This is a genomic window from Sphingopyxis sp. PAMC25046, from assembly GCF_004795895.1.
Lineage (GTDB): Bacteria > Pseudomonadota > Alphaproteobacteria > Sphingomonadales > Sphingomonadaceae > Sphingopyxis.
Genome location: NZ_CP039250.1, coordinates 2,837,142 through 2,863,446, shown reverse-complemented (window position 1 = coordinate 2,863,446; position 26,305 = coordinate 2,837,142). Strand labels below are relative to the sequence as shown.

Annotated in this window: 32 protein-coding genes; 20 read left to right on the top strand and 12 right to left on the bottom strand. The window is 65.7% G+C overall.

Going from position 1 to position 26,305, the window contains the following annotated elements; genetic code table 11:
- Window positions 1-236: 236 nt before the first annotated feature.
- Window positions 237-764, top strand: a complete 528-nt coding sequence (locus tag E5675_RS13550) for a CarD family transcriptional regulator (RefSeq protein ID WP_037556573.1) — start codon at window positions 237-239, stop codon at window positions 762-764.
- 54 nt (window positions 765-818) lie between these two features.
- On the opposite strand, the gene truA is transcribed toward E5675_RS13550, so the two are convergent.
- The gene (truA, locus tag E5675_RS13545; protein ID WP_136174979.1) at window positions 819-1,559 is read right to left on the bottom strand and encodes a tRNA pseudouridine(38-40) synthase TruA; all 741 of its coding nucleotides are present in this window, start codon (window positions 1,557-1,559) and stop codon (window positions 819-821) included.
- Entirely contained in the window at window positions 1,556-2,476 is a 921-nt protein-coding gene (gene fmt, locus E5675_RS13540; RefSeq protein WP_136174978.1) for a methionyl-tRNA formyltransferase, read from the bottom strand. Before fmt ends, truA begins: the two co-directional genes overlap by 4 nt.
- 188 nt (window positions 2,477-2,664) lie before the next feature.
- Between fmt and recR the strand changes: the two genes are divergently transcribed.
- On the top strand, window positions 2,665-3,261 hold the full coding sequence (recR, locus tag E5675_RS13535) for a recombination mediator RecR (RefSeq protein ID WP_136174977.1): 597 nt from the start codon (window positions 2,665-2,667) through the stop codon (window positions 3,259-3,261).
- A 31-nt stretch (window positions 3,262-3,292) separates the two neighbouring features.
- Window positions 3,293-3,826 (top strand): peptide deformylase, encoded by a 534-nt coding sequence (def, locus tag E5675_RS13530; RefSeq protein ID WP_136174976.1) that lies wholly within the window; start codon window positions 3,293-3,295, stop codon window positions 3,824-3,826.
- A gap of 58 nt (window positions 3,827-3,884) precedes the next feature.
- On the opposite strand, the gene grpE is transcribed toward def, so the two are convergent.
- Complete coding sequence (gene grpE / locus E5675_RS13525; RefSeq protein ID WP_136174975.1) at window positions 3,885-4,433, bottom strand: nucleotide exchange factor GrpE; 549 nt, start codon at window positions 4,431-4,433, stop codon at window positions 3,885-3,887.
- A gap of 4 nt (window positions 4,434-4,437) precedes the next feature.
- Window positions 4,438-5,481, bottom strand: a complete 1,044-nt coding sequence (hrcA, locus tag E5675_RS13520) for a heat-inducible transcriptional repressor HrcA (protein ID WP_136174974.1) — start codon at window positions 5,479-5,481, stop codon at window positions 4,438-4,440.
- Window positions 5,482-5,582: 101 nt separating this feature from the next.
- Here hrcA and rph point away from each other — a divergent pair, with 101 nt between their 5' ends.
- The 6 genes from rph to E5675_RS13490 all read left to right on the top strand — a co-directional run bounded on the left by rph (window position 5,583) and on the right by E5675_RS13490 (window position 10,710).
- Window positions 5,583-6,299, top strand: a complete 717-nt coding sequence (gene rph / locus E5675_RS13515; RefSeq protein ID WP_136174973.1) for a ribonuclease PH — start codon at window positions 5,583-5,585, stop codon at window positions 6,297-6,299.
- Window positions 6,299-6,931 carry an RdgB/HAM1 family non-canonical purine NTP pyrophosphatase gene (rdgB, locus tag E5675_RS13510; protein WP_136174972.1) on the top strand — a complete coding sequence of 211 codons (633 nt, stop codon included), beginning with the start codon at window positions 6,299-6,301 and terminating at the stop codon, window positions 6,929-6,931. Before rph ends, rdgB begins: the two co-directional genes overlap by 1 nt.
- A 51-nt stretch (window positions 6,932-6,982) precedes the next feature.
- On the top strand, window positions 6,983-7,501 hold the full coding sequence (locus tag E5675_RS13505; RefSeq protein WP_136174971.1) for a DUF2239 family protein: 519 nt from the start codon (window positions 6,983-6,985) through the stop codon (window positions 7,499-7,501).
- Between the two features lie 31 nt (window positions 7,502-7,532).
- Window positions 7,533-8,678: a radical SAM family heme chaperone HemW gene (hemW, locus tag E5675_RS13500; RefSeq protein WP_136174970.1), complete on the top strand. Its 1,146-nt coding sequence runs from the start codon at window positions 7,533-7,535 to the stop codon at window positions 8,676-8,678.
- Between the two features lie 88 nt (window positions 8,679-8,766).
- Window positions 8,767-9,645 (top strand): tyrosine recombinase XerC, encoded by an 879-nt coding sequence (locus tag E5675_RS13495; protein ID WP_136176479.1) that lies wholly within the window; start codon window positions 8,767-8,769, stop codon window positions 9,643-9,645.
- Window positions 9,646-9,849: 204 nt separating this feature from the next.
- Window positions 9,850-10,710 (top strand): hypothetical protein, encoded by an 861-nt coding sequence (locus E5675_RS13490; RefSeq protein WP_168707865.1) that lies wholly within the window; start codon window positions 9,850-9,852, stop codon window positions 10,708-10,710.
- Between the two features lie 146 nt (window positions 10,711-10,856).
- Here the strand turns inward: E5675_RS13490 and E5675_RS13485 are convergent, their stop codons facing one another.
- From E5675_RS13485 to rsmI, 4 genes are read right to left on the bottom strand one after another with little or no spacing between them, the layout of a single operon-like run.
- Window positions 10,857-11,465, bottom strand: a complete 609-nt coding sequence (locus tag E5675_RS13485) for a DedA family protein (RefSeq protein ID WP_136174968.1) — start codon at window positions 11,463-11,465, stop codon at window positions 10,857-10,859.
- A gap of 22 nt (window positions 11,466-11,487) precedes the next feature.
- Entirely contained in the window at window positions 11,488-12,438 is a 951-nt protein-coding gene (gshB, locus tag E5675_RS13480) for a glutathione synthase (protein ID WP_136174967.1), read from the bottom strand.
- 29 nt (window positions 12,439-12,467) lie between these two features.
- Window positions 12,468-12,818 carry a YraN family protein gene (locus E5675_RS13475; protein ID WP_136174966.1) on the bottom strand — a complete coding sequence of 117 codons (351 nt, stop codon included), beginning with the start codon at window positions 12,816-12,818 and terminating at the stop codon, window positions 12,468-12,470.
- Window positions 12,815-13,675 carry a 16S rRNA (cytidine(1402)-2'-O)-methyltransferase gene (gene rsmI, locus E5675_RS13470; protein WP_136174965.1) on the bottom strand — a complete coding sequence of 287 codons (861 nt, stop codon included), beginning with the start codon at window positions 13,673-13,675 and terminating at the stop codon, window positions 12,815-12,817. Before rsmI ends, E5675_RS13475 begins: the two co-directional genes overlap by 4 nt.
- A 76-nt stretch (window positions 13,676-13,751) precedes the next feature.
- Between rsmI and E5675_RS13465 the strand changes: the two genes are divergently transcribed.
- Together E5675_RS13465 and infC are read left to right on the top strand one after the other, a co-directional pair.
- Window positions 13,752-14,888, top strand: coding sequence for a penicillin-binding protein activator (locus tag E5675_RS13465; RefSeq protein WP_136176478.1), 1,137 nt, complete (start codon window positions 13,752-13,754; stop codon window positions 14,886-14,888).
- A 171-nt stretch (window positions 14,889-15,059) separates the two neighbouring features.
- Complete coding sequence (gene infC / locus E5675_RS13460) at window positions 15,060-15,596, top strand: translation initiation factor IF-3 (RefSeq protein WP_037556593.1); 537 nt, start codon at window positions 15,060-15,062, stop codon at window positions 15,594-15,596.
- Window positions 15,597-15,607: 11 nt separating this feature from the next.
- Here the strand turns inward: infC and E5675_RS13455 are convergent, their stop codons facing one another.
- Entirely contained in the window at window positions 15,608-16,306 is a 699-nt protein-coding gene (locus E5675_RS13455; protein WP_136174964.1) for an NRDE family protein, read from the bottom strand.
- A 97-nt stretch (window positions 16,307-16,403) separates the two neighbouring features.
- Here E5675_RS13455 and E5675_RS13450 point away from each other — a divergent pair, with 97 nt between their 5' ends.
- Genes E5675_RS13450 through E5675_RS13440 form a run of 3 tightly spaced genes read left to right on the top strand, consistent with a single transcriptional unit; the run spans window position 16,404 to window position 18,030 of the window.
- Window positions 16,404-16,958, top strand: coding sequence for a DUF4287 domain-containing protein (locus E5675_RS13450; RefSeq protein WP_136174963.1), 555 nt, complete (start codon window positions 16,404-16,406; stop codon window positions 16,956-16,958).
- Between the two features lie 2 nt (window positions 16,959-16,960).
- Window positions 16,961-17,569: a TetR/AcrR family transcriptional regulator gene (locus tag E5675_RS13445; protein ID WP_136174962.1), complete on the top strand. Its 609-nt coding sequence runs from the start codon at window positions 16,961-16,963 to the stop codon at window positions 17,567-17,569.
- A gap of 23 nt (window positions 17,570-17,592) precedes the next feature.
- On the top strand, window positions 17,593-18,030 hold the full coding sequence (locus E5675_RS13440) for a hypothetical protein (RefSeq protein ID WP_136174961.1): 438 nt from the start codon (window positions 17,593-17,595) through the stop codon (window positions 18,028-18,030).
- Between the two features lie 66 nt (window positions 18,031-18,096).
- Here E5675_RS13440 and E5675_RS13435 read toward each other — a convergent pair whose 3' ends face one another.
- Window positions 18,097-18,717, bottom strand: coding sequence for an SAM-dependent methyltransferase (locus E5675_RS13435; protein ID WP_136174960.1), 621 nt, complete (start codon window positions 18,715-18,717; stop codon window positions 18,097-18,099).
- Between E5675_RS13435 and E5675_RS13430 the strand changes: the two genes are divergently transcribed.
- From E5675_RS13430 to leuC, 4 genes are all read left to right on the top strand, one after another.
- On the top strand, window positions 18,716-19,618 hold the full coding sequence (locus tag E5675_RS13430) for an EamA family transporter (protein ID WP_136174959.1): 903 nt from the start codon (window positions 18,716-18,718) through the stop codon (window positions 19,616-19,618). The two genes, E5675_RS13435 and E5675_RS13430, sit on opposite strands and share 2 nt — an antisense overlap.
- A 193-nt stretch (window positions 19,619-19,811) precedes the next feature.
- Window positions 19,812-21,203 (top strand): phosphotransferase family protein, encoded by a 1,392-nt coding sequence (locus E5675_RS13425; protein WP_247594618.1) that lies wholly within the window; start codon window positions 19,812-19,814, stop codon window positions 21,201-21,203.
- Window positions 21,204-21,224: 21 nt separating this feature from the next.
- Window positions 21,225-22,520, top strand: a complete 1,296-nt coding sequence (locus E5675_RS13420; RefSeq protein ID WP_136174958.1) for an acyl-CoA dehydrogenase family protein — start codon at window positions 21,225-21,227, stop codon at window positions 22,518-22,520.
- Window positions 22,517-23,929: a 3-isopropylmalate dehydratase large subunit gene (leuC, locus tag E5675_RS13415; RefSeq protein WP_136174957.1), complete on the top strand. Its 1,413-nt coding sequence runs from the start codon at window positions 22,517-22,519 to the stop codon at window positions 23,927-23,929. The genes E5675_RS13420 and leuC overlap by 4 nt, the downstream gene beginning before the upstream one ends.
- Here the strand turns inward: leuC and leuD are convergent.
- Complete coding sequence (gene leuD / locus E5675_RS13410) at window positions 23,926-24,510, bottom strand: 3-isopropylmalate dehydratase small subunit (RefSeq protein ID WP_136174956.1); 585 nt, start codon at window positions 24,508-24,510, stop codon at window positions 23,926-23,928. The two genes, leuC and leuD, sit on opposite strands and share 4 nt — an antisense overlap.
- 185 nt (window positions 24,511-24,695) lie before the next feature.
- Here leuD and E5675_RS13405 point away from each other — a divergent pair, with 185 nt between their 5' ends.
- Window positions 24,696-25,202, top strand: a complete 507-nt coding sequence (locus tag E5675_RS13405; RefSeq protein ID WP_136174955.1) for a MarR family transcriptional regulator — start codon at window positions 24,696-24,698, stop codon at window positions 25,200-25,202.
- Between the two features lie 64 nt (window positions 25,203-25,266).
- Complete coding sequence (locus E5675_RS13400; RefSeq protein ID WP_136174954.1) at window positions 25,267-25,842, top strand: NAD(P)H-dependent oxidoreductase; 576 nt, start codon at window positions 25,267-25,269, stop codon at window positions 25,840-25,842.
- Here the strand turns inward: E5675_RS13400 and E5675_RS13395 are convergent.
- A complete protein-coding gene (locus tag E5675_RS13395) occupies window positions 25,839-26,285 on the bottom strand; it encodes a MarR family transcriptional regulator (protein ID WP_136174953.1) in 447 nt (148 codons plus the stop codon). The genes E5675_RS13400 and E5675_RS13395 overlap by 4 nt on opposite strands.
- Window positions 26,286-26,305: the final 20 nt, after the last annotated feature.

Sequence of the window (26,305 nt, the reverse complement as noted above, 5' to 3'; positions counted from 1 at the left end):
GCGGGGGTGGCAATTTTGTTGCGAATCTGTTATAATAAATATCAACACGCCGACATTGTGCCTCTTCCCGCCGCTTGGGCTGGGGCACGCTTGGCGTTTCCGATGGAGCCCATTCCTTGTCACGCTGATTGGCTAGCGCCGCCCTACCAGCCCAATCCCCCTCCGATAGAGGGCCGGATACAGAGCTGTTCACGCGCTTCCCCGTCTCCCCGGCAAGGCCACTGAAAGGAACTTGAATGTCCGCAAGCACTCCCGTTTTCGAAGTCGGTGACTATGTTGTTTATCCGAAGCATGGCGTGGGGCGCGTCATCGAGCTGCAAAAATCCGAAATCGCCGGCATGCAGCTGGAACTTTATGTTCTCCGCTTCGAAAAGGAAAAAATGACCCTTCGCGTTCCGACGAACAAGGCCGAAGGCGTCGGCATGCGCAAACTGTCGTCGGACAAGACGCTGAAGGAAGCGCTGCAGGTCCTGACTACCAAGCCGAAGGTCAAGCGCACCATGTGGTCGCGCCGCGCGCAGGAATATGAAGCGAAGATCAATTCGGGCGACCTCGTGTCGATCGCCGAAGTGACCCGCGACCTGTTCCGCGCCGACGACCAGCCCGAACAAAGCTATTCGGAGCGCCAGATCTTCGAAGCGGCGTCGAGCCGGCTCGCGCGCGAACTCGCCGCGATGGAAGAGAGCGACGAAAAGACCGCGCAAGCGAAGATCCTCCAGATCCTCAACGAGCATGCGCCGCTCTACTACGCCGAAAAGGTTTAATCGCGTCCACTGCGATGAAGGAAAGGGCGGTCTGGTAGGGCCGCCCTTTTTCGTTCAGGGATAGGTAGCGCTCATGAAATAGAGCCCGTCGGGCGGCGCATTCAGCCCCAGTGCTTGCCGGTCCGCCGCGTCGAGCGCGGCCTTCAGGTCGCGGGCCGACCATTTGCCGTGACCGACCAGCGTCAGGCTGCCGACCATCGAGCGCACCTGATGGTGGAGGAAGCTGCGCGCCGCGGCCTCGACGATCACTTCCTCGCCGTGGCGGCTGACGCTGAGCTTGTCGAGCGTCTTCACCGGGCTTTGCGATTGGCAGTGCGCCGAGCGGAAGGTGGTGAAATCGTGGAGGCCGATGAGTTGCTGCGCGGCGGCGTGCATCGCGTCGGTATCGAGCGGGCGTGCGACCTGCCAGGACAGGCCCCTGTCCCACGTCAGCGGGGCGCGGCGGTTGACGATGCGATATTCGTAGGACCGCCCGATGCACGCGAAGCGCGCGTGCCAGTCGTCGGCAACCACTTCGCACCCGACGATGGCGACCGGCGCCGGCCGCAATTGCGCATTGAGTGCCTCGGTCAGCTTGAACGGGGTCAGCGGCTTTTCGATATCCACGTGCGCGCGCATCGCGATGGCGTGGACGCCGGCGTCGGTGCGTCCCGCGCTCAGCACCTGCACGTCCTCGGCGGTGAAGCGGTGGATCGCTTCCTCGATCACCTGCTGGACGCTGGGGCCATGCGCCTGCCGCTGCCAACCCATATAGGGGCGGCCGTCATATTCGATGGTGAGGGCGAAGCGGGTCATGCGACGCGAGTTCCAGCGGGAATCGCGCGGCCGCGCAGCAGTTCGGCGGCGTCCATCGCGGGCTTTCCCGCGCGCTGGACGCGCGTTGCACGGATCGCGCCGGGGTTGCAGGCGATGGCGAGCGCGTCGTCGAGCGTGACGCCGGGCGCGGCACCCGCGACCGTATCCGACGGATGGACCACGTCGGCCCCCAGCATCTTGTATCGTTCGCCTTCGAGTTCGAAGAAGGCGCCCGGCACCGGGTTGAACGCGCGCACCTGCCGCTCGACCTGCACCGCGCTGGTCAGGAAATCGAGCCGCGCCTCGCTCTTGTCAATCTTCGCCGCGTAAGTGACGCCCTCATCGGGTTGGGGTACGGGTGGGAAGGCGTGGAGGTCGCTCAGCACGCGCCGCATCATCAGCGCGCCCATTTCTGCGAGTTCGTGGGTGAGCACGCCTGCGCTCTTGCGTCCGGTCGGCGTCTTCTCGATCAGCCGCATCGCGCCGGTGTCGAGCCCCGCGTCCATCTGCATGATCGTCACGCCCGTCTCGGCATCGCCCGCGAGGATCGCGCGCTGCACCGGCGCGGCGCCGCGCCAGCGCGGCAGGATCGAACCATGGACGTTGAGGCAGCCTTCGCGCGGGGCATCGAGCACCGCTAGCGGCAGGATCAGGCCATAGGCCGCGACCACCGCGACATCGAGATCGAGCGCGGCGAATTCGGCCTGCGCTTCCTCGCTCTTCAGGCTCTTCGGCGTGCGGACGGGGAGGCCCTGCTCCTCGGCCCAGACCTGCACCGGGCTTTTCTGCAATTTCTTGCCGCGCTGCGCGGGGCGGGGGGGCTGGCTATAGACCGCCGCGATGTCGTGCCCCGCCGCGTGGAGTGCGGCGAGCGTCGGCACCGCAAAGGGCGGCGTTCCCATGAAGGCGATGCGCATGGGCGGCGCTTTGGCGGAGGATGCGGCGCGGCGCAAGGTCAACGCTCCCCACTTTCGTCATCCCGGACTTGATCCGGGATCCCGCTCGGCGACGGCGGAAAGCTGGACCCCGGATCAAGTCCGGGATGACGAAAGTGGGGCAAGGGAGGGATATTGTGCAGCGTTTGCACACCCACTACCAACGGAGCATGGCCTCAACCGAAATCGAAGCGCTCGTCCAGCAACTAGCCCGCCTGCCGGGGCTCGGCCCGCGTTCGGCGCGGCGCGCGGTGCTGCACCTGATGAAGAAGCGCGAAAGCAGCTTCGCGCCGCTGCTCGCGGCGCTCCAGACGGTGTCCGAACGGCTCGTTACCTGCGGGATCTGCGGAAATGTCGACACGCAGGATCCCTGCGCGATCTGCGCCGACCCGCGCCGCGACGCGCGCAGCCTGTGCGTCGTCGAAGAAGTCTCCGACCTCTGGGCGCTCGACAAGTCGCGACTCTTTCCTGGCAAATATCACGTCCTAGGCGGGCGACTCTCGGCGCTGGAAGGCGTTCGCCCGCAGGATCTCAGTATCGACGCTTTGGTGACGCGCGTCGCCGCAGGCGGGATCGACGAAGTCGTGCTCGCGATGAATGCGACGCTGGAGGGGCAGACGACCGCGCATTATCTGGCCGAGCGGCTGGAGGGCTATCCGGTGCGACTGACGCAGCTCGCACATGGCCTGCCGGTGGGCGGCGAGCTCGATTATCTCGACGAAGGGACGCTGGCGCAGGCGCTGAGGGCGCGTCGACCGGTGGGTTGACGTCGAGCATCGGAGTTCATACCTGCACGCCATGGCCATCCTACCCATCATAGAGACCCCGGATCCCCGGCTGCGCGTCATTTCGAAGCCCGTCGAGACATTCGATGCTGAGCTGAAGACGCTGGTCGCTGACATGTTCGAGACGATGTATGACGCGCCCGGCATCGGGCTCGCCGCGATCCAGGTCGGGGTCGCGAAGCGCATCCTTGTCATCGATCTGCAGGAAGCCGATCCCGAGGACCCCGAGGGCAAGAAGGTCATCCGCGAGCCGCGCGTCTTCATCAACCCCGTCTTTTCGGACGAGAGCGAAGAGCATAGCATCTATTCCGAAGGCTGCCTGTCGGTCCCCGAGCAATATGCCGATGTGACGCGCCCCGCCGAGGTTACCGTCGACTGGCAGGACGAGGACGGCAAGCATCATCAGGAACGCATGACCGGGCTGATGGCGACGTGCATCCAGCACGAGCATGACCATCTGGAAGGCATTCTCTTCATCGACCATCTGTCGCGGCTGAAGCGCGAGATGGTGCTGAAGAAGCTCGCGAAGCTCCGCAAGGCGGCTTGATCGAACAAAAACCCCGGCGAAAGCCGGGGTTTCTTTTGTCTGCAATGTGCGGCGCGTTTTATCCGGCCTTCGCAACGCCCACCATCGCGGGGCGCAGCAGCCGGTCCTTCAGCATATAGCCCGCCTGCATTTCCTGCACGATCGTGCCGGGTTCCTTGTCGCTCGGGATTTCGAGCATCGCCTGATGCTGGTTGGGGTCCAGCGGCAGGCCGATCGCGGCGATGCGCGTGATACCGTTGCGCTCGAAAACGCTAAGCAATTCGCGCTCGGTCGCCTCAAGGCCGGTGATCAGCGGTTTGATCGCTTCGTCGGCGCGCTGTTCCTCGCTCAATGCAGCGAGCGCGCGGCCGAGATTGTCGGCAACCGACAGGATATCGCGCGCGAACTTCGTCGCGGCATAGGCGTGCGCGTCGGCGATTTCCTTGTCCTTGCGGCGCGTGACATTCTGCACCTCGGCGCGCGCATAGAGCAGGTCCTGCTGAAGCGCGGCGACCTGTTCGGCGAGATGCGCCAGCTCTTCATTCTCGCCCTGTGTGGGCGCGGCGCCTTCGGCGGTTTCGGTGTTCGCGCCGTCGTCGACCGGCGTGTCGTTTTCAATGTTCGTCATAAACCTATCGTATCAGTCTGGAGAGCGATTGTGCGGTGAAATCCACCATGGGAACGATCCGGGCATAGTTCAAGCGCGTGGGGCCGATCACCCCGACCACGCCCACCACGCGCCCGTCCGCGCCGCGATAGGGCGCCGCTATCACGGACGAGCCCGAAAGCGAGAATAATTTATTTTCCGACCCGATGAAAATCCGGGTCGCGCTGCCCTCCCGCGCGCTGTCGAGCAGTTGCGCGATGTCCTGCTTGGTCTCGAGCTCGTCGAGCAATTGGCGGACGCGGTCGAGGTCGCCGACCGCGCTCTCGTCGAGCAGGTTCGCTTGCCCGCGCACGATCAACACCGGACGGTCCGTGCCGTCGGACGACCATATCGCGAGGCCGCGGCTCACAAGGTCCTGCGCCGCACGGTCGATTGCGATCCGCTCGGCTTCGATCTCGTGGCGCACCCGTGCCATCGCTTCGGTCAGCGTCAGCCCGCTGAGCATCGACGAGATATAATTGCCCGCCTCGACCAGCGCCGACGGGGCAAGGCCCGCGGGTATGTCGATCACGCGATTCTCGACTGCCCCGTCGCCCGCGACGAGCACGACGAGCGACTGGTTCGCCGACAGCGGCACGAAGGCGAGCTGCTTCAGAACCCGCTCATGTTTGGGAACGAGCACGAGGCCCGCGCATGCCGACAGCCCGGAAAGAGCGGAGGTCGCCTGTGCGAGCGCGCTTTCGATCGGACCGCCTTCGGACAGGCTGGCCTCGATCTGCGCGCGGTCTTCGGCGCTGGGCTCGGCAACCTGCATCATCCCGTCGACGAAGAGGCGGAGGCCCTGTTCGGTCGGCAGCCGCCCCGCGCTGGTGTGGGGGCTGGCGAGCAGGCCATATTCCTCGAGATCCTGCATCACGTTGCGAATCGACGCGGGCGAGAGGTTGAGCGTCGCGAGCTTCGACAAGGTGCGCGACCCGACCGGTTGGCCGGTCTCCAGATAGGCATCGACCACCAGCCGGAACACATCGCGCGCGCGCGTGGTGAGTTCGGTGATCGGGGGCGTGGCCATGCTGTGGATCTAGGGACTCGCGCGAGCGAGGGCAAGCTATGCTCTGGCCAAGCGGGGTCTGCGCGGCTAAGCGCGCCGCACACATTCAGGAGAATCCCGACATGCGCCCTTCCGGCCGCGCGCCCGACCAGATGCGCCCCATCGCCATCGAAACCGAATTTACCATTCACGCCGAGGGCAGCGTGCTCGTCAGCTTCGGTAATACGAAGGTGCTCGTGACCGCGAGCGTCGACGAGAAGGTGCCGTCGTGGATGCGCGGCAAGGGCGCTGGTTGGGTGACCGCCGAATATGGCATGCTGCCCCGCGCGACGCACACGCGCGGCAGCCGCGAAGCCGCGAAGGGCAAGCAGTCGGGCCGCACGCAGGAAATCCAGCGCCTGATCGGCCGCAGCTTGCGCGCTGTCGTCGATATGAAAAAGCTTGGCGAGCGCCAGATCATCATAGATTGCGACGTGATCCAGGCCGACGGCGGCACGCGCACCGCCTCGATCTCGGGCGCTTGGGTCGCGATGCGGCTCGCGGTCGACAAGTTGCTCGCGGCGAAGATGCTGGCCGAGGATCCGATCGAGGACAAAGTCGGCGCGATTTCGTGCGGCATCTATCGCGGAACGCCCGTGCTCGACCTCGATTACGACGAGGATTCGACCGCCGAGGCCGATGGCAATTTCGTGCTGACCGGCAAGGGCCAGATCGTCGAGGTGCAGGCGAGCGCCGAGGGCGCGACCTATGACGAAGAGGGCCTGCTGCGCCTGCTCCGCCTCGCGCGCATCGGCTGCGGCGAGATTTTTGCGGCGCAGGATAAGGCGACGGGGCGCTGATGACGCGTAAGCTCGCGCCCGGCAAGCTCGTCATCGCCAGCCATAACGCGGGCAAGGTGCGTGAGATTCGCGCGCTGCTCGAACCCCTTGGGATTGAGCCGGTGTCGGCGGGAGATCTCGACCTGCCCGAGCCCGAGGAGACGGGGAAGACCTTTCGCGAAAATGCGCTGCTGAAGGCGCATGCGAGCGCGACGGCGGCGGGCCTGCCGGCGCTCGCCGACGACAGCGGGCTCGAGGTCGCAGCGCTTGGCGGGCGGCCGGGGGTCTACACTGCCGACTGGGCCGAACGCCAATGGTTCGAGGGCAACGCCGGGCGCGACTGGTATATGGCGATGGGCAAGGTCGAGGGCCTGCTCGCCGAACAGGGGACCGAGGTCGATCGCAGCGCCCGCTTTGTCTGTACCCTGGCCCTCGCCTGGCCTGACGGGCATGCCGATGTTTACGAAGGTGCCGCGGAGGGTAGTCTGACCTGGCCGCCGCGCGGGAAGCTGGGGTTTGGTTATGATCCAGTCTTCGTTCCGTCAGGTAACACGTTGACTTATGCTGAAATAAGTCCGGCAGAGAAGCATGCGATCAGTCATCGGGCCGATGCCTTCGCCAAACTGGTGGCGGGGGCCTTCGATTTGCGGTAATTTTACCCGGGTGATATTTACTCAAGTTTTACCCGGGTATAAATGGCAGGCATGATTGATGATCTTGCCACCGTCACCGCCTTCCTTGGCGACGCGCAACTCGCTTCGGGCAGCCGCCAAAGCGTCACCCGCACGCTCGAGGATCGCTATCCCGCCGATCTCGGCGCGGTCCTCGTTTTCGACGATCGCAGCGGCCGCTTGACCGACCTCGACTATTGGGATGCCGCCCAGCGAACGCCCGCGCCGGCGGCCGGGCGCCCGCGGCTGGGCGTCAAGGCGCGCGAAGTCACGCTATTGCCACGGCATTGGGACTGGCTCGCCGCGCAGCCGGGCGGCGCGTCGGCGGCGCTGCGGCGATTGGTCGAAGCCGCGAGCAAGGGCGAACCCGACACGAAGCAGCGCCGCGACGCGGCTTATCATTTCATGAGCCACGTCTGCGGCGACCGGCTGGGTTATGAGGAGGCTCTGCGCGCGCTTTACCGCGACGATGATGCGGGCTTTGCCGCGTCGATCGCCGAATGGCCCGCCGATATCCGCGCCCATATCGTGCGATTGCTCCAAGGCGGCTGACATCCGCGCGGCAGCCCCTATATCGCTGCCCATGGCCGAACCGCTCGCCCTTTATGTCCATTGGCCGTTTTGCGTGTCGAAATGCCCCTATTGCGACTTCAACAGCCATGTGCGCGAGCGCGTCGATCAGGCGGCGTGGCGCGACGCGTTGCTGGCGGATTTGCGGCATGAAGCCGCATTGCTGCCCGGCCGCACGGTCGGCTCGATCTTCTTCGGCGGCGGCACGCCCAGCCTGATGCCGCCCGCAACGGTCTCGGCGGTAATAGCCGAGGCGGAGGCGCTGTGGGGGCTCGCCGGCGATGTCGAGATTACACTGGAAGCGAACCCCAACTCGGTCGAAGTCGCCAATTTCGCCGATCTCGCCGCCGCGGGGGTCAATCGCGTTTCGATCGGCGTCCAGAGCTTCGATGCGCAAGTGCTTGAATTTCTGGGGCGTGCGCACAGCGGGGACGAGGCGCGGCGCGCGATCGCCGCGGCACAGGCCAGTTTCGACCGCGTCAGCTTCGATCTGATCTATGCGCGGCCGGGCCAGTCGCTCGCCGCTTGGGAAAGCGAGTTGGCGGATGCGCTCGCGTTCGGCACCGATCATCTCTCGCTCTATCAGCTCACGATCGAGCCCGGCACGCGTTTCGCCACGCTGGCGGCCAGAGGCGACCTCACCATCCCCGATGGCGATGCCGCCGCCGACCTGTTCGACGCGACACAGGCGATGACGCGCGCCGCCGGCCTGCCGCGCTACGAGGTGTCGAACCATGCGCGCATCGGGCAGGAAAGCCGGCACAATCTCGCCTATTGGCGCTATGCCGATTATGCCGGCGTCGGGCCCGGCGCGCATGGCCGGCGGCTGGGACAGGCGACCGAACGGCACAAGAAGCCCGAGAATTTCATCGCGGCGGTGACGCGCAACGGCCATGGGCTGAAAGTCGAGGCCGATCTGCCGCCGCACGAACGCGCGACTGAGGCGATGCTGATGGGGCTGCGGCTGAACGAGGGTGTCGACCTGGCGCGGATCGAGGCGCGGAGCGGGCTGGGGCGCGCGGCGTTTATCGATGCCGATGCGGTGGCGCGGCAGGCGGGACAGGGGCTGATGCGCAGCGCGGGCGACCGGTTGGCGGTGACCGACGAGGGTATATTGCTGCTCGACTCGATCCTTTCCGAGGTGGTGAAAACCCACTAATCTCTGTCCACCGTTGGCATGAGGCGCCAGCGTGTCTCGACTTCGCTCGACACGAACGGGACTAGAGGGAGCTTTGGTGGCGCAAGACATGATCCGCGACTGGGATGCCCACCTGGCGCACGAAAAGCGCCGGTCGGAGCATACGCGCCGCGCCTATATCGCGACCGCCGAGCGCTTTCGCGCTTTCCTGTCGCGCCATCGCGGCGGGGCGGTCGACGCGCGTTTGCTGAAGACGCTGACGCCGAACGATTTGCGCGCTTATCTCGCCGAGCGCCGCGCCGAAGGCCTTGGTAACGCGTCTGCGGCGCGCGAGCTTTCGGCGCTGCGCAGCTTCCTGCGCTTCGTCGGCGGATCGAACGCCAGCGTGCCGCAGATGCGTGGGCCGCGCGTCAAGAAGGGCCTGCCGCGGCCGGTGGCGCCCGCCGAGGCGTTGCAATTGGCGCAGGATGTCGAGGACAATGCGCGGGAGGGCTGGGTCGGTGCGCGCGATTTCGCGCTGCTGCTGCTGCTCTATGGCGCGGGGCTGCGCATCGGCGAGGCGCTGTCGCTGACCGGCGCGGTGCTGCCGTTGGGCGATACGCTGCGCGTCACCGGCAAGCGGGCGAAGACGCGCATCGTGCCGATCCTGCCCGCGGTGGCGAGTGCCGTGTCGCGCTATGTCGCGGCCTGTCCATACCCGATCGCGAAGGAGACGCCGCTGTTTCTCGGCGCGCGTGGCGGGCCGCTCCAGCCGGGCGTGGTGCGGGCGAGCGTGCGGTCGGCGCGGCGCGCGCTGGGCCTGCCCGAACGCACGACGCCGCACGCGCTGCGCCACAGCTTCGCGACGCACCTGCTCGCGGGCGGCGCCGATCTGCGGAGTTTGCAGGAATTGCTCGGCCATGCGAGCCTTGCCTCGACGCAGGTCTATACGGCGGTCGATGCCGCGCATTTGCTCGACATTTATCGGAGCGCGCATCCGCGGGCGTGAGAGCCGCTTTGAGGTGGGGGGCTGCCATTGCATGCTCTCACTTTCGTCATCCCGGGCTTGACCCGGGACCCGCCTTTTCTTCCTGACGACGGCGAAAAGGCAAGGCAGGCCCCGGGTCAAGCCCGGGGTGACGGTAATGGGAATGCCCTCTTCCGGTCGGTTGCGGACGCTCGCATCGGAGAGGAATGAACCTTGGAAATTGGAGTGAACCAACATAACGTTCCGACGATGAAACTTGCAACACTATGCGTTCTTCTGGTCTTTCTGTCGGCGCCAGTTTGGGGGCAGGCGCAAGACGAGAAGATTGGCGATCAGTTTCGAATTACTTTGTTCCATCAATCTGAGAGTAAGGGAGAGAACGGTTCATCCTCGAGCAGCAGCGGCGGGCATGAATATCTCGAACAGATTTTGGCTCTCCGCGACAACGGAGTCGAACGGCTCTATGAAATAGCTGAGCCTGACGACAAAGCACGCCTCATCAACTGGCAATTTCCGGTGCGCATTTTTGAGGCCAGCAATGGTAGCATGAAGCTTCTCAATCGAGGCGAGTTAGAAGAGCGTCGCGACGCATGGCTCAAAGCCGCTGAAATTCCCGTGGATGCGTGTGGCACTTGGTACTTCACCTGGAATGCGTTCCAGGTGGAATGCGATCCCGATGCCATCCTGGAAACGATCCGGGCCATCAAGATTCAGCCGGATCATTTAATTGAAGGGGCGACCTTCAGCCACCCCGCAGCCATCGATTCTGGCCGGCTTCAAAGTGTCGATGGCGAGAGCCATACATTCTCCGTCGATATGGCTGCTAACGAGGATTATTTTCATCGTGCTGACGCGCAAAGCGATGTCATCGTTGGTAAAATCATGGGGAAGCCAATCTCCTTTGAAGAGGCATACGCGAAACGAAAAGCTGAACAGGTTACCGGCACGATCGAAGTGATCCTGAGAGCGAATGCGCAGGGCCGAGTTTGGAAGCGAACGATCTCAATTGAAAAAACGAAGACCGAAGCCGGTGGCGAGGTCGAGCGTGAGGTCATGACGGAAACAGTTGAGCGGGCGCGAATTTAGCGGCGTAGTTCGCAGCGTAGATTTGAGCCGGTTTAGCTAGGAGTGCTACGCCCGCTTTCCACCCCGTTTTGGTCGATCACGGCCGATCGGGATGCGATGGCCGCTAACAACCGATAGCAGCCGTCGCCGCTGCGGCAAAAGGCCAGTCATTCGCCCTTCGTTTTCGACTTCCAGGTGACGACCCGGTAGATATAGAGCGCGATCAGCGAGCCGATCGCGACTAGCGCCACCGGGCCGACAAACGCGTCTAGATTGGCGAACTTCCCGCCGAACCAGTTGCCCGCGCCGGCGAGCGCGGCGATCCAGATCGTCGACCCGGCGGCGGTCCAGATCAGGAATTTCAGCTGGTTCATCCGCACCATGCCCGCGGGCAGCGATACCATCGTTCGCGCGACGGGCATGAAACGCGCGATGAACACGATGGCCGGGCCATATTTCAGGAAGAAATTGTGCATCCGTTCGACTTCGTCCCAGTCGAGCGTCAGCCAGCGGCCGTGGCGGTCGATGAAGGGTTTGAGCCGCTCATACCCGATCCAGCGCCCGATCGCGTACCAAATCCAGTTGCCGGCAGTCGTGCCCGCGACCGCGACCGCGACGAGCGTCCAGAAATCGAATCGGCCCTGCGCGACGGCGATCCCGCCCAGCCCCATGATCACTTCGGACGGGATAGGCGGAAACACGTTCTCGATGAACATGAGGATGAAAATCCCCGCATAGCCCCAGCTCTGGATCAGGTTCAGGATGAAATCGGTCATGGGGGAGCAACGCTTCGCGCGGTCAGCCGATGCGTCGCTTGATCGCGTCCCAGATCATTCCCGCCGTATCGCTGTTGTTGAAACGGTCGATCGCGACGATACCGGTGGGTGAGGTGACGTTGATCTCGGTCAGCCACTCGCCGCCGATCACGTCGATGCCGACGAAGACCAGCCCGCGTTCGCGCAAGGCGGGCCCGAGCACGTCGCAGATTTCCTGTTCGCGTGGGGTGAGTTCGGCGGCCTCGGCATAGCCGCCGACCGCGAGGTTCGAGCGGAACTCGCCTTCGCCGGGCTTGCGGTTGATCGCCCCCGCGACCTCGCCGTCGACGAGCACGATGCGCTTGTCGCCTTGGGCAACGCTGGGCAGGAATTGCTGGACCATGAAGGGTTCGGGCCACACCTGTCCGAACAGTTCGACGAGCGCGCCCAGATTGCCGCCGTCGGCGTCGATGCGGAACACCGCCTTGCCGCCGTTGCCGTGCAGCGGCTTGACGACGACCGCGCCGTGGCGCGCCTGAAAATCTTTCACCGCGTCGAGATCGCGCGTGACCATCGTCGGCGGCATGAACTCGGGAAAGTCGAGGACGAAGACCTTTTCGGGCGCGTTGCGGACCGAGACGGGATCGTTGACGACCAGCGTCTCGCCCGCGATGCGTTCGAGCAGCCAGGTGCCGGTGAGGTAACCGAGATCGAAGGGCGGGTCCTGCCGCATCAACACGACGTCGATATCGCGGCCAAGGTCGAGCGTCACCGGGTCGCCGAAGCGGTAGTGATCGCCAGCCTCGCGCTTTGCCTCGACGATGCGGTGCGCCTTGGTGGTCAGCCGCCCGGCCTCCCACGTCAGGCCGCGGACGTCGTAGTGATAGAGTTCGTACCCGCGCTCGAGCGCCTTCAGGATCAAAGCAAAGCTGCTGTCGCCCCCGATATTGATATTGTCCATCGGGTCCATTTGTACCGCGGCGCGCAGGGTCATGCTTTTCTCCATCTTCAAGGCCGGCGTCCTCACAGCTGCCAGACGTGGACCAGATGGCGCGGCAGGCGGCGCGGTGCAAGGAGCATCACGTCGATCCGGATGTCGTCGCGCGGGCCCGCGAAGCGCGGGGCGAGCATTTCCGCGGCCGCGGCGACGCGGCGGAGGCGGTACGGGTCGATCGCGAGGTCGAGGTCTTCCGCGCGGTCGCGCCATTTGACTTCGACGAAGGCGATCATCCGCCCGCGCCGGGCGACGAGATCGACTTCGCCGACGGGGACGCGCAGCCGCTCGCCGATTATGCGCCAGCCGTGAAGACGCAGCCACCAGGCGGCGCGACGTTCGGCCTTGCGCCCGCGCGCTTCGGCGGCGGCGCGGTTCAAGCCTGTTCCTTTAGTGCGAGCGCGCGGGCGTAGATGTCGTGCCGGTCGAGGCCGAAGCGTTTGGCGACCGCCTTGGCCGCCTGTGCGACGGGCTTGTCCGCCATCGCCTCGCGCAGCGCGGCGTCGAGCGTCGCGTCGTCGGCGTCTTCGGCCTTTGCCTCGCCCGGCGGGCCGACGATGACGACGATCTCGCCTTTGGGTGGCGCGTCGGCATAGCGCGCGGAAAGCTCGGTTAGCGTGCCGGTGACGCATTCCTCGAACATCTTGCTGATCTCGCGCGCGACCGCGGCCTCGCGGTCGCCCAATCCCTCGGCGAGCGCGGCGAGCGCGGCGGTGAGGCGCGGGCCGCTTTCGTAGAAGACCAATGTTGCGCGCAGGGCGGCGAATTCGGCGATCGTGTCGGCGCGCGCCTTTGCCTTGTTGGGGAGGAATCCCGCGAAGAGAAAGCGGTCGCTCGGCAGACCCGACAGGGTGATGCCCGCGATCGCGGCGCAGGGGCCGGGCAGGGTGGTGACATGGCGCCCCGCCGCGCGCGCGTCGCGGACGAGCTTGTAACCGGGGTCCGAAATCAGCGGCGTGCCCGCATCCGACACCAAAACGACAACTTCCCCTTCCATGCGCGCAACCAGCGCGGCGCGGGTGCGTTCGTCGCTGTGATCATGATAGGGGGTCATCGGCACACGCAAACCCAGATGCGACAGCAGTTTCGCGGTCACGCGCGTATCCTCGGCGGCGATCACGTCGGCGGAGGCGAGCGTGCTGGCCGCGCGCGCGCCGATGTCGCCGAGGTTGCCGATGGGCGTCGCGACGATATAGAGACCGGGCAAGGGAGAATCTGAGATGTTCGAATCTGGCATGACGCCGAAAATGGCAGAAACTGCCCCAGACTGCCATGGTGGCGCGCGCCAGGCGAATGCGTCGCCGCGTCGCGCGATGCTGCGCGGGCTCGGCGTGATGGCGATGGCGGGGCTGCTCGCGGCGTGCCAGGTGGTGCCGAAGACCGGCGGCCCGGCGACTCCGCCGCCACCGACCGACCCGACCGACAATGTCGGCCCCGGGCTGCCCACCGATACCGATCGTCACCGCGTCGCGCTGCTCGTGCCGCAGACGGGCGCCAATGCCGACGTCGGCAACGCGATCGCCAATGCGACGACGCTGGCGCTGCTCGATACGCGCACCGAGCGCGTGCGCATCACGACTTACGACACCGCGCTCGGCGCTGCCGCGGCGGCGCGGCAGGCGGTCGCCGACGGCAACAAGCTGATCCTCGGCCCGCTGCTCAGCGAGGATGTCTCGGCGGTTGCGCCGGTTGCGCGCGCGGCCAAGGTTCCGGTGCTGAGCTTCTCGAACGACAGCAGCGTCGCGGGCAACGGCGTCTTCATCATGGGCTTTGTCCCCGGCCAGTCGGTCGAGCGTATCGTCGCCTTTTCGCGATCGAAAGGCCATCAGCGCTTCGGCGCGCTCGTGCCCAAGAATGTCTATGGCGACCGTTCGGCCGCCTCGTTCCGCGCCGCGGTCGCCAAGGCGGGCGGCACGCTGGTCGCGGTCGAAAGCTATGACCGCAGCGCGACCGCGCTGTCGGGTGCGGCGCGGCGGCTCGCCAACGCGGGCGCGATCGACGCGGTGCTCATCGCCGACAGCGGCGGCAATGCCATTCGCGCCGTGCCGGTGATCAAGGGCACGGGGAGCAAGCAGATCCTCGGCACCGAGCTGTGGAACACCGACGCGGCGCTGGGCAGCAATGCCGCGATGCGCGGGGCATGGTTCGCCAGCGTCTCCGACGGCCTCTACGGCCAGCTCGCGACCAAATATCGCACCCGTTTCGGCCGGCCGCCTTACCGGCTCGCCAGCCTCGGCTATGATTCGGTGCTGCTGACGGTGCGCATCGCGCGGGACTGGAAGCCGGGGAGCAATTTCCCGACGAGCCGCCTGCTCGCCGCCGACGGCTTCGGCGGGATCGACGGCATCTTTCGCTTCAGCAACCGCGGCATCGCCGAGCGCGCGCTCGAGGTCAGCGAAATCGGGGCCGGCGGCTTCCGCGTTATCGACGCCGCGCCGACCAAATGGTGAGCCGCGATTGAGCGTGGCAGACCGGCCACAGTCGGCCGAAAACCGCTATCGGAAAAGCGCGGCGGCCTTTACGCCCGCCGCGCGATCACTATATGACAGTCGCGCGTGTATCGGCGTCGATTCCGCGCGCGCGTTTAATATGTTTCAGGAGATACAGCTATACCACCGCCCATGACCCGTCGCCCGATGGCGCCGATGCCGCCCAAGAACGGCCCGCGTTACAATGAATTCATCGCCTCTCCCAAAGTCCGCGTGATCGATGAGGAAGGCGAAAATCTGGGCGTCATGCTAACAGCCGAGGCGATCGAGCAGGCGGCCGAGGTCGGGCTCGACCTGGTCGAAGTATCTCCAAACGCCGATCCGCCGGTGTGCAAATTCCTCGACGTCGGCAAGTTCAAATACGAGGCGCAGAAAAAGGCGAACCTCGCACGCAAGAGCCAGAAGACGCAGGAAATCAAAGAGATCAAGATGCGTCCGAACATCGACGATCATGATTTCGACGTGAAGATGAAGAAGGTCTTCGACTTCCTCGAGGAAGGCGACAAGGTCAAGATGACCATGCGCTTCCGCGGCCGCGAGATGAGCCACACCCAGCTGGGCCTCAACGTGCTCCAGCGCGTCGCCGAGATGACCGCCGAAGTTGCGAAGGTCGAGGCGCACCCGCGCACCGAAGGCCGCCAGATGCTGATGGTGCTCGCGCCGAAATAAGTTTCGCCGGCTCAGCCGAGTTGAAATTCGAGGGCGGTCGTTCCAGCGGGACGGCCGCCCGCTTCATATCGGCGCTCGGTCATCCGGACCGCGCCATTCGCCGCGATCAGCACGAGCGTTGAGGCGCGCGTGCCATAGACGTCGCCGCGCAGGAACAGCGCGGGGTCGTCCTCGGCCATCAGCGTGTCGAGCAGGCCGGCGGGATCGGCGCTCGCCTCGACCGTAGCTTCGAGCGCAGCGCGCAAGCGCTCGGCACGCGGACAGGGGGCGTCGACGGGTTCGTTGGCGAGCGCGTGGACGCCGGGTTCGAGCGGCATGATCAGCGGGACAGGCCGGTTGGTCAGCAGCCGCGCCGCGCTGCCGTCCACGGCGAACAGGTTGAAGGCGTTGAAGCGCGGCATGTCTTCGGCAGCCGGATCGGCGAAGCGCCCTTCGCCGCGCAGCAGGTCGGATACGAGCGCGCCGCGCGATTCCTTTGCGGGATCGGGCATTGCGCCGCGGACGTTGGTGACGACGACGGCGCGGCCGCTCGGGCGATGGACGCCGAGCCAGGTGCCACCAGCCTGCAGGTCGCGCCCGGCGACGAGGCCGCTGCCGTCGTCCCACTCATGAAGCGGCGCGGCGGGGCGTTCGTGAAACTCGTCGCGGTTGCCGATGAGGATGAGCGGCCAGTCGGGATGGACGCGGTGAGCAAGGGCGACGACACACATGGGGCGCATATCGGGTTGTGGGGCGCGGTTGCCAAGTCTCTTGACAAAATGCTTGGTTGAATGTTCAATCAACTCATCTTGACGAGGGAGGACGGCCATGGCCGACGAATTCGAGAAGATGGGCGAGAATTTGCGGGCGAAGACCGGCAAGGGACTCGATGAATGGGTCGCCACCGCGCGCGCGACGGGAATCGCCGGCCATATGGCGCTGGTGAACCATCTCAAATCCGAACATGGGCTTGGCCACGGCTATGCCAATATGATCGTTCATGCCGCGAACGCCTCCTCGTCGCTGTCGCAGGACGATGAGGCGCTGGTCGAAGCGGCGTTCGACGGCGCGAAGGCGCATTGGCGGCCGCTCTACGACCGGCTGATCCTGCTCGTGCAGGGTTTCGGCGATGACGTCGAGCTGGCGCCGAAGAAGGGCTATGTGAGCCTCCGCCGCAAGAAGCAGTTCGCGCTGCTCCAGCCCTCGACCAAGGATCGCTTCGACATCGGCCTCGCGCTCAAGGGCGAGGAGCCGGCAGGCAAGCTCGAACTGGCGGGAAGCTGGAACGCGATGGTGTCGCATCGCGTGCGGATCGCGGCGGGTGAGGATGCGGAAGGCGATGTCGCCGGCTGGCTCCGCGCCGCCTATGACCGGGCGGGATAGGCATGAACGCCGCCGACACGCGCCAGCGCATCCTGATGACCGCGATGGAGCTGTTCTGGGAGAAGGGCTATCTCTCGACCTCGGTGGCCGACATCTTGTCGCGCAGCCAGGTCCATTCGGGCAGCCTCTATCATTTCTTTCCGGGCAAGCAGGACGTGCTCGTCGGCGTGCTCGAACTCTATCGCGACGGCATCGACGCGATGCTGCTCGCACCCAATTGGGCGGGTGTCGACGATCCGATCGAGCGCATCTTCGCGCTGCTCGCGGGCTATCGCACGCATCTGATCGTCACCGACTGCACCTATGGCTGCCCGATCGGCAGTCTCGCGCTCGAAATCCACGAGCCCGATCCGGTGGTGCGCGAACTGATGGCGGCGAATTTCAGCAATTGGTCGGCGGCGATCGCGAACTGCTTCGAGGCGGCCGCCGACCGCCTGCCCAAGCGCACCGACCGCAAAGCGCTCGGCGAGTTCGTGCTGACGGTGATGGAGGGCGCCGTGATGCAGGCGCGCACCTATCGCGACATCGGCTATTTCGACCGCAATATCGCTGTATTGCGCGACTATATCACCATATTGCTGGCGACGGCAAAGGATGATAGTTTCGCCTGATCTTTCTGGAGGGGGAGGTGATTATGACCGAAGCCGTGAAAACACCGTGGCACCTGTGGGCCGTCGGCGTCGTATCGCTGCTGTGGAACGCTTTTGGCGCGTTCGACTATGTGATGACCAAGATGGGCAATGCCGAATATATGGCCGCCTTTACGCCCGAACAACAGGCCTATTTCACCAGCTTCCCGCTGTGGGCCAATGTCGGCTGGGCTTTGGGAGTGTGGGGATCTGTACTTGGATCGCTTCTGCTGCTCGCGCGCAGTCGTCACGCCGTAACCGCTTTCCTACTGTCGCTTGTCGGCCTCGCGATCAGCAGCATCTATCAGTTCGGGATGCACTATTCCGATCTGGAGCGGATGTTCGGGACTTTCCCGATGATCTTCACCGCGGTGATCTGGGTCATCGTAATCGCACTGTTCCTTTACGCTCGGGCGCAGACGTCGAAAGGCGTGCTAAGGTGATATCCGCTTTGGGGCGATGAGCGGTAAGATCATGTACCCCGGCGGCGCAGACTGCGCGGACGCCAATTATTGCCCATAGGCCGCGAGCGAGCTGTTCGCGGGTAGCGCTGCGGCGCCGCCGGCGACCATCACGGCAGCGCCGACCAGAATGAGCGTCGGGGCGCCGGCGGCGAAGGATTTGGTCGCAAGGTCGAGAAGATCGAGCCGGGTGACGAGCCGCCGCTCGCCGGGGCCGCTGGCCTCGTATGCGATCATCACCGGCATTTCGCCCGGCATCCCCGCCCGCATCAGGCCGCGCCGGATTTCGCCCGCGGCCTCGCAGCCCATGTAGAAGGCGAGGGTCGATCCACCGCGCGCCAGCGAAGACCAGTCGATGTCGAGCGCGGCGCCGCAGCGGCTGTGCGCGGTGACGAAGCGAACCTCACGCGCGACGCCGCGCAGCGACAGCGACATGCCCGCCGATGCGGTGGCGGCGCTCGCGGCGGTGATCCCGGGACGGATTTGGACATGAAAGTCGCGCCTTACGCGGAGATGTTCGAATCTTCCAGCACCATCCTGTTCGAGGCGCCGAAAGAATGGCTTGATGGCCCAGACGGAACATTTCCGTTGCGGGTCCGGCCGGTGTCCACGGTCACGCCGAACGCATCTTGCGAATTGACCCGGTCTTGTCCAACGACAAGCGGCCATGACCTTTTCCGACCCCAGGACTCCCGCCCGCGGAACGATCGATTTGCTCGCGCTCGGCGCGCTGTTCCTGTCGCTCGTGTCGGTGACGGGCGGTGCGGCGCTGGCGAAGAGCCTGTTCCCGCTGGTCGGGCCGGCGGGGACCACGGCGCTGCGCCTGATTTTCGGCGCGATCCTGCTGTCGGCGGTGCTCCGCCCGTGGCGGCTGAACTATCGTGCGGGCTGGCGCTCGATCCTTGCCTATGGCGTCGTGCTCGGCGCGATGAACCTCAGCTTCTATAATGCGCTGAGCTATATTCCGCTCGGCATCGCGATCGCGATCGAATTCATCGGTCCGCTCAGCGTCGCGGTGCTGACCTCGCGTCGGCGCGCGGATTTCCTCTGGATCGGGATCGCGGTGTTCGGCCTGCTGCTCCTGCTGCCGATTCGTGCGGGCACGGCGCATCTCGACTGGCGGGGCGTCGCGCTGGCGCTGTTCGCGGGCCTCTGCTGGGCCGCCTATATATTGCTCGGCAAGCGCGCAGGCGCGCAGCACGGGCCCGCTGCGGCGGCGGGCGGCACGATCGTCGCGGCCGTCGTCGCGGCGCCAGTCGGCGTCATCCAGGCCGGCGCCGAATTGCTCCAGCCGGAGATACTGGCGCTGGGGCTGGTCGTCGGCCTCGTTTCGAGCGCGATTCCATACGGATTCGAAATGGTCGCGCTGCGCCGCCTGCCGCCGAACAGTTTCGGCACGCTGCTCAGCGCCGAACCCGCGGTCGGGGCGCTGATGGGTTTCTTCCTTCTCGGCGAATTGCTTTCGTTCACGCAATGGTTTGCGATCGGCCTGATCATATTGTCGTCGATCGGCACGGCGAAGGGCGCAGCCAATTATTCGCGGGCCGAACCGCCCTTCGACGGCGAATAGCACCGAGGCCGGGCGAGGCTGTCCCACGCGTCGAGCGGATCGGCGCAGTCGCGGGCGAAACCGAACCGCGCTTCGTCGATTGACGCCAAATCTGTTATTCGGCCTGTCGAGCTGGCTTGCCGCGAACCGATTCCTCGCTTATAGTTAGCATACTAAGTAAAGTGTCGGGCGACGGGGGTGGGAAGCAAGGGCTATGCGCGAGATACCGACGAAACCCGATGCTGCGCCGGCCGCCGGCCCTGTGACGGATTTCTCCGATCTGCTTTCCCTGTTGATGCTGCGTATCGTTGGCGCCGGCGCGCTTTCCGGCTTATCGCGCCTTTCGGGCGGCGCGAATATGGAGAGCTGGTCGTTCGACTGGGAGGCGGAGGGCCGGACGGCGGGTTATGTCCTGCGCCGCGCGCCATCGGCCGCTTATATGGCCGATCGTCCGTTCGGCCATCGCGACGAGGCGGCGCTGGTGATGGCGGCCTTTGCGGCGGGGGTTCGGGCGCCGGAGGTGGTGGGGGCGCTGGAGCCGGGCGACGCTCTCGGCACCGGCTATGTCATGCGGCGGGTGGTCGGCGAGGTGTCGCCGGCGAAGATACTGGCCGATCCGCCCGCGTCGTTGCTCGGCGATCTCGGCCGCGAGCTGGCGCATATCCACGCCATTCCGCTGGATACGGTTCCCGACGCGATCCCGCTGATGGACACGGGCGCAGCGCTCGCCGAGCTCAAGGCGCGCTTTCTGTCTTACGGCGGCGACCGCCCGGCGATCGCGCTCGCGATCCGCTGGTGCGAGGATCATCTGCCCGACCCGGCGCCGCCGGTGCTGGTGCATGGCGACTACCGGATGGGCAACGTGATGGCGGGGCCGGATGGCCTGGCCGCGGTGCTCGACTGGGAGCTGGCGCACCGCGGCGACGCGCACGAGGATCTGGCGTTCGGCTGCATGAGCGTGTGGCGCTTCGGGCAGCTCGATCGGCCGGCGTTCGGGCTCGGCAGCCTCGATGACTATTTTGCGGCCTATGAGGGCGCGGGGGGCGTGAAGGTCGACCGCGACCGCTTCCGCTTCTGGCTGATCTACCGGACGCTCTGGTGGGCGCTTGGGTGCCTGCAGATGGGGCAGGCATGGCGGAGCGGCGCCGACAGGACGATCGAGCGCGTTGTCGTCGGGCGGCGGACGGCCGAGCAGGAGCTCGACCTTGTCCGGCTGCTCGAGGTGGAGGCGCCCGATGCCGAGCGCGACCGGGCACTTCCCGCGTCGCCGGAGGCCGCACACGCGCCGACGGGCGAGCCGACGAACGCCGAGATGGTCGAGGCGGTGCGGGGTTGGATCGAAGGCGCGATCAAACCGGGTGCGCAAGGCCATGCCAAGTTCGAGGCGGTGGTGGCGATGAACGCGCTCGGCATCGTGCTGCGCGATCTGGGCGCCGGATGCCGCGCGGAGGACAAGGCGCTCGCGGATGCGCTGCTGTCGGGCGAGCGGACGCTGTCCGAACCCGCGCTGCTCGCAAAGCTGCGGCGCGATGTGCTGAGCAAATGCGCGGTCGACAGCCCCAAATACGCGCCGCTGGCCGCGGCGCGCGCGGCGTGGCGCGGATAAGATAGATCAGGGAGAGAGACGATGGATTTTGCGATGCCCGCCGACCTTGCGGCCTATCTGGAAGAACTCGATCGCTTTATCGCGGCCGAGATCAAGCCGCTCGAGCTTGCAGACGACAATATCCGCTTCTTCGACCATCGCCGCGAGCATGCGCGCACCGACTGGGACAATCAGGGGTTGCCGCGGCACGAGTGGGAAGAGCTGCTCAAGGCCGCGACGCGCAAAGCCGACGCCGCGGGCCACTGGCGCTTTTCGGCGCCTAAGAAATATGGCGGCAAGGACGGTAGCAACCTCTGGATGGCGGTGATCCGCGAGCATCTGGCGGCGAAGGGGCTGGGGCTCCACAACGACCTTCAGAACGAGCACAGCATCGTCGGCAACTTCCCCTTTGTGGAGATGTTCGAGCAGTTCGGGGTCAGCGACGAACAGAAGGCCGAGTTCATCCTCGGCGGGTTCGAGGGCAGGCGGCGCACCGCCTTCGGCCTGACCGAACCCGATCACGGCAGCGACGCGACGCATATGGAGACGCGCGGCGTGCGAGAAACGCGCGATGGCGTCGACGGCTGGCGCATCGACGGGCGCAAGATGTGGATCACCGGCATGCACGTCGCGACGCACTGCGCGACCTTTTGCCGCACGAGCGGCGCCGACGGCGAGGCGAAGGGCATCACCTGCCTGCTCGTTCCGACGGGAACGCCGGGAATGAGCGTCGACGAATATATGTGGACGTTCAACATGCCGACCGACCATCCGCGCATGACGTTCACCGATGTGTGGGTGCCCGACAGCGCGCGGCTCGGCCCCGAGGGCGGCGCGCTCGCGATCGCGCAAAGTTTCGTCCACCAGAATCGCATTCGCCAGGCGGCAAGCTCGCTGGGCGCCGCCGTCTACTGCATCGAGGAAAGCGTGAAATACGCCCGGACGCGCAAGCCGTTCGGCGAGGCGCTGGCGAAGAACCAGGCGATCCAGTTCCCGCTGGTCGAGCTGGCAACGCAGGCCGAGATGCTGCGCCTGCTCATCCGCAAAACCGCGTGGGACATGGACAACACGCCGCACAAGGAAATCGAGCGCACGCTGTCCGACAAGGTCAGCATGTGCAACTATTGGGCGAACCGCCTTGTCTGCGAAGCCGCCGACCGCGCCATGCAGGTCCATGGCGGCATCGGATACTCGCGCCACAAACCCTTCGAACATATCTACCGCCACCATCGTCGCTATCGCATCACCGAAGGCGCCGAAGAGATCCAGATGCGGAAAGTCGCAGCCTATCTCTTCGGTTATCTGGGGCCCCGGAAAGAGACGCTGGGGAAATTGTGACCCGCCCGCGCACGCTTTACGACAAGATATGGGATGCGCACGCCGTCGCCGAGGACGATGGCGAGACCCTGCTCTATATCGACCTGCATCTGCTGCACGAGGTCACGTCGCCGCAGGCCTTTGCCGGCCTTGCGGCCGCGGGGCGGGCGGTGCGGCGTCCCGAGCGCGCGCTGGCCCTGTCCGACCATAATGTCCCGACGGCGGGGCAGGCGGCAGGCCCCGCCGGCGTCGCCGACCGCGAGGCGCGGGCGCAGCTGGAGGTGCTGGTCGAAAATACGGGCCGCTTCGGCATCGAGAATTTCCCGATGGGCGATCCGCGCGGCGGGATCGTCCATGTCGTCGGCCCCGAACAGGGGCGCTCGCAGCCCGGGATGACGATCGTCTGCGGCGACAGCCACACCTCGACCCACGGCGCGTTCGGCGCGCTCGCCTTCGGGATCGGTACGTCGGAGGTCGAACATGTGCTGGCGACGCAGACGATCCGCCAGCGCCGCTCGCGCAACATGCGCGTGACCGTCGAGGGCGCGCTGGCGCCGCATGTCCATGCCAAGGACCTCGCGCTTCATTTGCTCGGCGCGATCGGCGTCGACGGCGCGGGGGGGCATGTCATCGAATATGCCGGCGAGGCCGTGCGCGCGCTGTCGATGGAAGCGCGGATGACGCTGTGCAACCTCAGCATCGAGATGGGCGCGCGCGCCGGGCTGGTCGCGCCCGATGCGACGACGCTCGCCTATCTGAACGGGCGCCCGGCGGCGCCGCGCGGCGACGCGTGGGATGCGGCCGTGGCGCGCTGGGCGGCGCTGGCGAGCGACGCCGACGCGGCGTTCGACCGCGAACTGGAATTTGATGCGCGCGACGTGCGGCCGATGGTGAGCTGGGGGACCAATCCGTCGCAGGTCGTCGCGATCGACGATCCCGTTCCCGACCCGGCGGCGCTGGCCGATCCCGACGCGCGCGCCGCGGCCGAGCGCGCGCTCGCCTATATGGACCTTGCCCCCGGGCGGGCGATTGCCGGCCAGCGGCTCGACCGCATTTTCATCGGCAGCTGCACCAACAGCCGGATCGAGGATTTGCGCATCGCCGCCGACATCGTGCGCGGACGCCGCATCGCGCCGCACGTCCGCGCGATGGTCGTGCCGGGATCGGGGCTGGTCAAAAGGCAGGCCGAGGCGGAGGGTGTCGCCGACACGCTGCGCGCCGCAGGTTTCGATTGGCGCGAACCGGGTTGTTCGATGTGCGTCGGGATGAATGCCGACCGGCTGCAACCCGGCGAACGCTGCGCCGCGACCTCGAACCGCAATTTCGAGAATCGCCAGGGGCGCGGCGGACGCACCCACCTGATGAGCCCGGCGCTGGCGGCGGCGAGTGCGATAGCGGGCTGCGTCGCGTCGCCGACGATGCTCGACTAGGTTGCGGCCTCGAACCGCGCGATGGCGTCGGCGTGACGCAGCGTGCGGGCGATATCGTCGAGCCCCTCCATCAATATGCGCCGGTCGTCGGGATCGACCTTGAAAGCGATCGTCTCACCCGAGACGAGGCGGATGCGCTGCGTTTCGAGGTCGACCTCGATGGGCGCATATCGGGTATATTCGATCTCGCTGCGCAGGCGGGCGCAGCTATCGTCGGGCAAGCGGATGAGCAGTAGGCCGTTCTTGCGCGCATTGCCGGCAAAGATATCGCCGAAACTCGGCGCGATGATGCAGCGAATCCCGAAATCGGTGAGCGCCCACACGGCATGTTCGCGCGACGAGCCGCAGCCGAAATTGCGGTCGGCGACCAGAATCCGCGCGTCGCGGCAGGCAGGCCGGTTGAGGATAAAATCCCCGCGTTCACGGCCATTCCCGTCGAAGCGCAACTCGCGGAAGAGATGGCGACCAAGGCCCGAACGCGTCAGCGCCTTCATATATTCGGCGGGAATGATCATGTCCGTGTCGACATTGGCGAGCGGCAAGGGCGCCGCGACCGCTTTCGTCCGAATGAATCTTTGCACATCGCCTCCATTAGCTTAGTATTCTAAGTATATTGATTGGCGAATCTTGTCCAACATTATCGCGGGGTTGGAACGGTGACAGGACAGGACGCGGCGACGAAGATGGTTGCCGCGCGAACCTTCGCGTCCTAAGATTTGACACGCGGTGGGGTCGGCACCCGGCGCTGCGACAGGGGAGCAGGATTTTGATAAAGAAAACAAAGGATTATAGGCATCCCGCCGAATATTATACCGATCCTGAAAACAGCATCGGCTACCTCGCGCGCGTCGTCTTCCGTTCCTTTTCGCGGTTGCTCGAACGCCGCACGCTGACGCACGACGTTTCGGCGGGGCAGTGGCGTTTCCTGCGCCAGCTCTGGCGCGAGGACGGCATTACCCAGCGCGAACTGAGCGAACGCGTGGGGATGCGCGAGCCGACCACCGTTGTCGCGCTGAAAGGGCTGGAAAAGGCAGGGCTGATCACGCGCAAGAAGACGACCGACGACCGGCGCAAGACCTTCATTCATCTGACCCCGCATGCGAAGAAGCTCGAGCTGATCCTCGCGCCGATGAACGCCGAGATTCACGAGATCGCGACCAAGGGCATGAGCGACGAGGAGGTCGAAGTGCTGCAGGGGCTGATGCGCCGCGTGATCGACAATCTCGCCGACGAAACGCGCAAGCTCGCGGTGCTTTCGGACATCAAGGCCTGAGCGCTTGATCTTGCCGCGACCGGACAATAGGTTAGTATTCTAATTATATTGTCCGGGAGGGAAAATGACCAGCATCGCCGTCATCGTCGGGAGCACCCGAGAGGGGTCGTTCAATCGCGCCTTGGGCGAACTCGCCGCCGCGAGCCTCGAAGCGCAGGGCGCAAGCGTCACGCGGGTCGATCTCGCGGCTTTCGACCTGCCGGTCTATTCGGCGGCGCTCGAAGCCGGCGCCTTTCCGCCTGGCGCGTTGAAGCTCAAGACACTGTTCGCCGCGCAGGACGGGCTGCTGTTCGTGTCGCCCGAATATAATGGTTCGCTGTCGCCGCTGCTCAAGAATGCGATCGACTGGGCATCGCGGCCCACCGGCGACGAGAGCCTTGTCGCGCTTTCCGCCTATCGCGGCAAGGCGGCGGCGATCATGTCGGCGTCGATCAGCCCCTTTGGGGGGCTGCGCGGGCTGATGCACCTGCGCCAGATTTTGTCGACGATCCAGATGCTCGTGATTCCCGAACAGGTGCTGGTGCCGAACGCGCACGCGGCCTTTGCCGACGATGGCAGTCTGAAGGAGCCGTTGCCCGCGTCGCTGGTGGATATGACCGCCGCGCGGCTGGTCGCTGTCGCGAAGGCGCTTGCCGTCTAGCGAGTGCGCGAAGCCGCGCGCGCGATATTGTCGCCCCAGTCAGCCTCGAGCGCGGCGAGCAGCGCGTCGAACTTGTCCTGACCGAGGCGGTCGGCGATCTGTGCGGTGAGCGCGTCCATCGATCGCTGCGCATCCTTGCGCATGCGTGCGCCAAGGTCGGTCAGCGACACGATCATGTGGCGGCGGTCGTCGGGATCGACGTCGAGCCGAACGATGCCGAGCTTCACCATCTGGTTGATAGTGCTGTGGACCGCCTGCCGCGACACGCCGAGATTGCGCGCGATGTCCGACGGGCGCACGACGCCGCTGACGATATTGGTCATTATCATCGATTGCGGACGATTGACATCGGGCCAGCCATGATCGTGAAGCCGCGCCTGCAGCCCTTCGTCGAGCCAGCAGAAGCGTTGAAAAAGCGCGATGATAAGCTGGTTTGTGCGCATATGACGCTATGTTGTGCCCC